We start from the raw sequence: 3,295 nt of genomic DNA on the forward strand, positions 1-3,295 counted from the left end.
CACTACTTTGGCACTTTCATCAGTGAACCTAGGGTGAAGCGGGCACGGCAGAAGGGACATCGGAGGCGCATGGCATGCGCCAGATGATCAAGCAGCATGCGCCGAACGGCCGGCAGCGTCGGTTGTGGCGGTGGTCCGCCGGCTTTTCTTTTTTCCCCCTGTGGCGGCCTGCAGCCGCAGATGCTGCAAGAACAAATACGCGATCAGCGTCAGCAGCGCGTGTCGGTGCAGCCCGCGCCACGAGCGGCCCTCGAAGTGATCGAGCCCGAGCTCTTCCTTGAGCTGCTGGTGCGCCTGCTCGCACACCCACCGGGCTTTGATGAGAGAAGCCAATTGCTTCAGCGTCGTGTCGGGCGGCAGGTTGGACAGGTAGTATTTGCGCTCGCCTGAGGGGCGATGCTCGCCCACGAGCCACACCTCGTCGCCGGGCAGATGCTGACCGGTCCGTCCCTGAAGACGCACCTCAGGCCCATCAGCCACCCGCACGCGCACGGCTGCGAACTTCGCCTTCAGCGGACCCTTGGTGCCGCGCCGCCAGGTGACCTGACGCCAGGAGGCGGTGGCCAGCATGGCTTCGGCCGCGATCGCCTCCTGATCTGGGATGAGCCGCGTGCGGGGTCGGCCGCGCGAGGGCGGGGGCGTGATCATCTGCACGTCCGCCGTGTAGACCTTCTGAATGCGCGGAATGCCCACCGCCCACAGCAGCCCTAAGGCTGAGAGTGCCTGCCGGAAGGGCCCGCTGATGCCATAGCCGGCATCGGCCAGCACCGCCCCGAAGCTTACGCCGGCTTGCAGCAGACGTTTGAGTTCCTCCAGGGCGATCTCCGGCTTGGTGCGCTGCGTCCAGAACGCCTCGGGCACGCCCGCCTGCTGCAGGCGCTCGGGATCCTGGATCCAGGTGTCGGGCAGAAACAGCCGCAAAACGATCGGGACCGGCACCTCACCCTTGGCGAGGGTGAGCGACACCAGGCTCTGACAATTGGCCTGCTTGCCCACCACTCCGGCATATTGCGAGGCGACACCCACGGAGTGCGTGCCTTTCTTGAGCAGCGCCGTGTCGTCGATCACCAGGATCGCGTCTGGCCCGCCAACGAGCCGGGTGGCCTGAGCCAGGAGTTCGGCCTCGAGCGGCGCCTCGTCCCACGGGCCCACGGCCACGAAGTGATGCAGCTGGTCATAGTCGGCGGGCGCCACCCGGGCGGCCATCGGCTGCAGGCTCTTGCGCTCACCTGGCCCGATCAGGCCCGCCACATAGAGCGGGCACATGCGCCGGCGAGCCGGATGGTGAAGAGGGGTGAGGAAGGGTTCGAGCCAGGACTGAAGTTCGTGTTCCCACGCCACTGAGGTGCTCATGACAACCTCCTGCGGACCATCCTTCCGAGAAGACGTCGGCAGGCCTCGCCTGGTTCCTCATGCCTGCCAAAGTAGTGCTATGCCGTGTAGACTTTCGTGCATGGTTCTCAGCGAGTGATCCGCGGTCCTGCAAGCTCGGAAAATTCATTTCGTTTCAAGCCCTTCGCGCAAACGACCGTTGTTGGTCCACCTGAGACCTAAGCTCGAAGCCAGCAGTCCTCATGTAATCAGATCTTTCGAAAAGTGAATGGACGTCACTGCCTGACCGAGGCTGTGTCAAAACGCAGATCGGGACCGAGTGAGCTCACCTCTGTGATCCTCTGATCGGCTGGAGCGCAGGTGACAACGGCCGTTTGGCTCATCGACAAGGCTGGATGTCATTCTTGCTGGTGTCCCAGCCATCGTGATCAGCTTGGGTGCCTAGAGCGATGCCCCCTCAGGACTGGATTGCTGCCAGCAGCGGCCCTGGTCCGAGGATCGCCAGAACCCGCTTCAGGTTATAGGCGAGCACGTGCAGGCTCATCTCGGTGCGCACCCGCTCCAAGGTCCGGGTCAGGAAGTGCGTAGCACCCATCCAGGCCTTGATCGTTCCAAACGGATGCTCCACCGTCTGCCGCCGCAGACGCGGCGTCTCCGGGGCCCGATCGAGCCGCTCCTGCATCGCATCGAGCACATCCTCATGCTCCCAGCGTCTGACCCGGCGCTCCTTGCCGGGCGTACACTGATCTTTGAGCGCACAGGTTTGGCAGCAGCTGGTCCAGTAGAGATGCAGCAGCATCCCATGCTCGATGGTGGAGCATCGTCGCGTCAGGCGCTCTCCGGCGGGACAGCGATAGGTGTCATCCTCGGGATGATAGACGAAGTCCTGCTTGCCGAAGCGTCCGTCAGCCTTGGCGCTCGAGTTGAGGGTCTTGGGCACATAGGGCGTGATCCCAGCTCTCTCGCAGGCCAGGATGTCCTCGCCCTTGTAGTAGCCTCTGTCCGCCAGAGCCTCCAGGCTCGGCGTGCCCATGGCACCCTGCGCCTGCTGGCCCATCACCGATAACTGGCCCCGATCCGAGCCGCTGTTGGTGACCTCATGTGCGACGATCAGGTGGTGCTGGACATCCACCGCGGCCTGAACGTTGTAGCCGACGATGCCCGTGCCGATGCCCCGGTTGGTCATCGCCCGCGCGTCCGGATCAGTGAGCGAGATCTGCTGGTCGGGAGCCGCCAGCACCTGCTGCTCCAGCTCCCGGAACTGCTGCATCTGCTCTCTGAGCGCCGCGATCTTGTCCTTGATCCGCCCGGCCTTCACCTGCGCCAGCTCGCTCTCCTGCCGATCGGCCGTGTCGAGGGCGGACAGATAGTGTGCGATGCTGGCCTCCACCTGCTCGATGCGCTTGGCGAGCTTGGCCGGCGTGAAGTTCTTGTCCCGCGCGTTGACCGCCTTGAACTTGGAGCCGTCGATGGCCACCACCGCCTGCGAGAACAGGTTGAGCGTGCGGCACAGCCCGACGAACTGGCGGCACACGGCCCGAATGGCCGGTCCATTGTCCTTGCGGAAGCGGGCGATGGTCTTGTGATCCGGCTGAAGCTGGCCGGTGAGCCACATCAGCTCAAGGTTGCGGCCGGTCTCCTGCTCGAGGCGGCGGCTGGACGGGATGCGGTTGAGATAGCCATAGATGTAGATCTTGAGCAGGGCCGCCGGATGGTAGGCCGGGCGGCCCGTCGCCTGTGGGATGACACTCTCGAACCCCAGGGCATGCAAGTCGAGTTCCTCGACAAAGACGTCGATCACCCGCACCGGATTGTCGTCACTGACGTACTCGTCGAGGCAGACCGGGAACAAGGTGCCTTGGCTGCGCTCCTGGCCTTGGACAAACCGCTTCATCGCGATCCCTCCAGTCCGTACTGACCCAACCAGATTACTAGATTCCGCGTTTTGACACAGCCTCGACCC

The 3,295-nt window shown here is 64.2% G+C and carries 2 protein-coding genes; both read right to left on the reverse strand.

Annotated features, from left to right (window positions below; genetic code table 11):
- Positions 1 to 87: 87 nt before the first annotated feature.
- Positions 88 to 1,353 (reverse strand): IS701 family transposase, encoded by a 1,266-nt coding sequence (locus tag DDF70_RS35770; protein WP_114947673.1) that lies wholly within the window; start codon positions 1,351 to 1,353, stop codon positions 88 to 90.
- Between the two features lie 436 nt (positions 1,354 to 1,789).
- The gene (locus tag DDF70_RS35775; RefSeq protein WP_114947838.1) at positions 1,790 to 3,226 is read right to left on the reverse strand and encodes an IS1182 family transposase; all 1,437 of its coding nucleotides are present in this window, start codon (positions 3,224 to 3,226) and stop codon (positions 1,790 to 1,792) included.
- Between the last annotated feature and the right edge of the window lie 69 nt (positions 3,227 to 3,295).

Origin of the sequence: Microvirga calopogonii, assembly GCF_003347665.1 — a bacterium.
In the GTDB taxonomy this organism is placed as follows: Bacteria; Pseudomonadota; Alphaproteobacteria; order Rhizobiales; family Beijerinckiaceae; genus Microvirga; species Microvirga calopogonii.